Consider the following 724-nt stretch of genomic DNA (forward strand, 5'->3'; position numbering starts at 1 on the left):
CGCCGCCGATGGGCGATACCCAGCCGTCGCTCCAGGCGGGCGCGCGCTGGGGCGGCACGCGCAACTGCACGCCGCTGCCACCGAAGCACAGCAGCGCCACGTCGTCGCGGTGGCGGTAGGCCTCGCCCATCAGCGCCAGCAGCACGCCCTTGGCGCGCGCCAGGGCACCGCTCGCCACCATGGAGGCCGAGCAGTCCAGCACGAAGCAATGCAGCCGCCCGGTGCGGGCCTGTACGGGCTGGTGGCGCAGGTGTTCCCGCTGCAGTTGAACAGCAGCACCCCGCGCCATGAAGGTGCGCGGCCAGTCCCAGGGCCCCGGCTCGCCGCCGCGCAGGTCAGGCGTTCCATCGCCCCGCCCCCGTTCTCCCTGGCGCGCCGCGGCACGCCCGGGGCGGGGGCTCAGGCTTTTTTTTGGTGCGCTGTCCTGCCCGCCGCGCGGCACCAGCGGCCGCACGGGTTTGAAGGCCTGGGTGCCCACGGGCTCGGGGGGCAAGGCGCCCCAGTCCGCAGCCCCGGTGGAAAGGGCGCCGCCGCTGTCGGCAGGGCCATCTCCCTCGCTCCCATCGCCTGGTGTGGCACTTTCGCTCGGGCGGCCCTCCCGCTGCGTACCCGGGGGCTTCTCCGCGCTCGGCCCCGGGGCCGGCAGGGGCGGTGGCGGCGCCCCGGCATCCGCGTGGCGGCGGTGCGCGAAGCACCAGTTGCCGCGACCCGGCGCCCACATGGC

The 724-nt window shown here is 76.2% G+C and carries 1 protein-coding gene; it reads right to left on the minus strand.

The window, feature by feature from the left end; translation table 11 throughout:
* On the minus strand, nucleotides 1-493 hold a 493-nt coding region (locus tag AC27IQ_RS26295), incomplete at its 3' end, for a vWA domain-containing protein (RefSeq protein WP_487091409.1).
* Nucleotides 494-724 lie beyond the last annotated feature (231 nt).

The sequence above is a fragment of the Acidovorax sp. KPB24-07 genome (genome assembly GCF_057543315.1).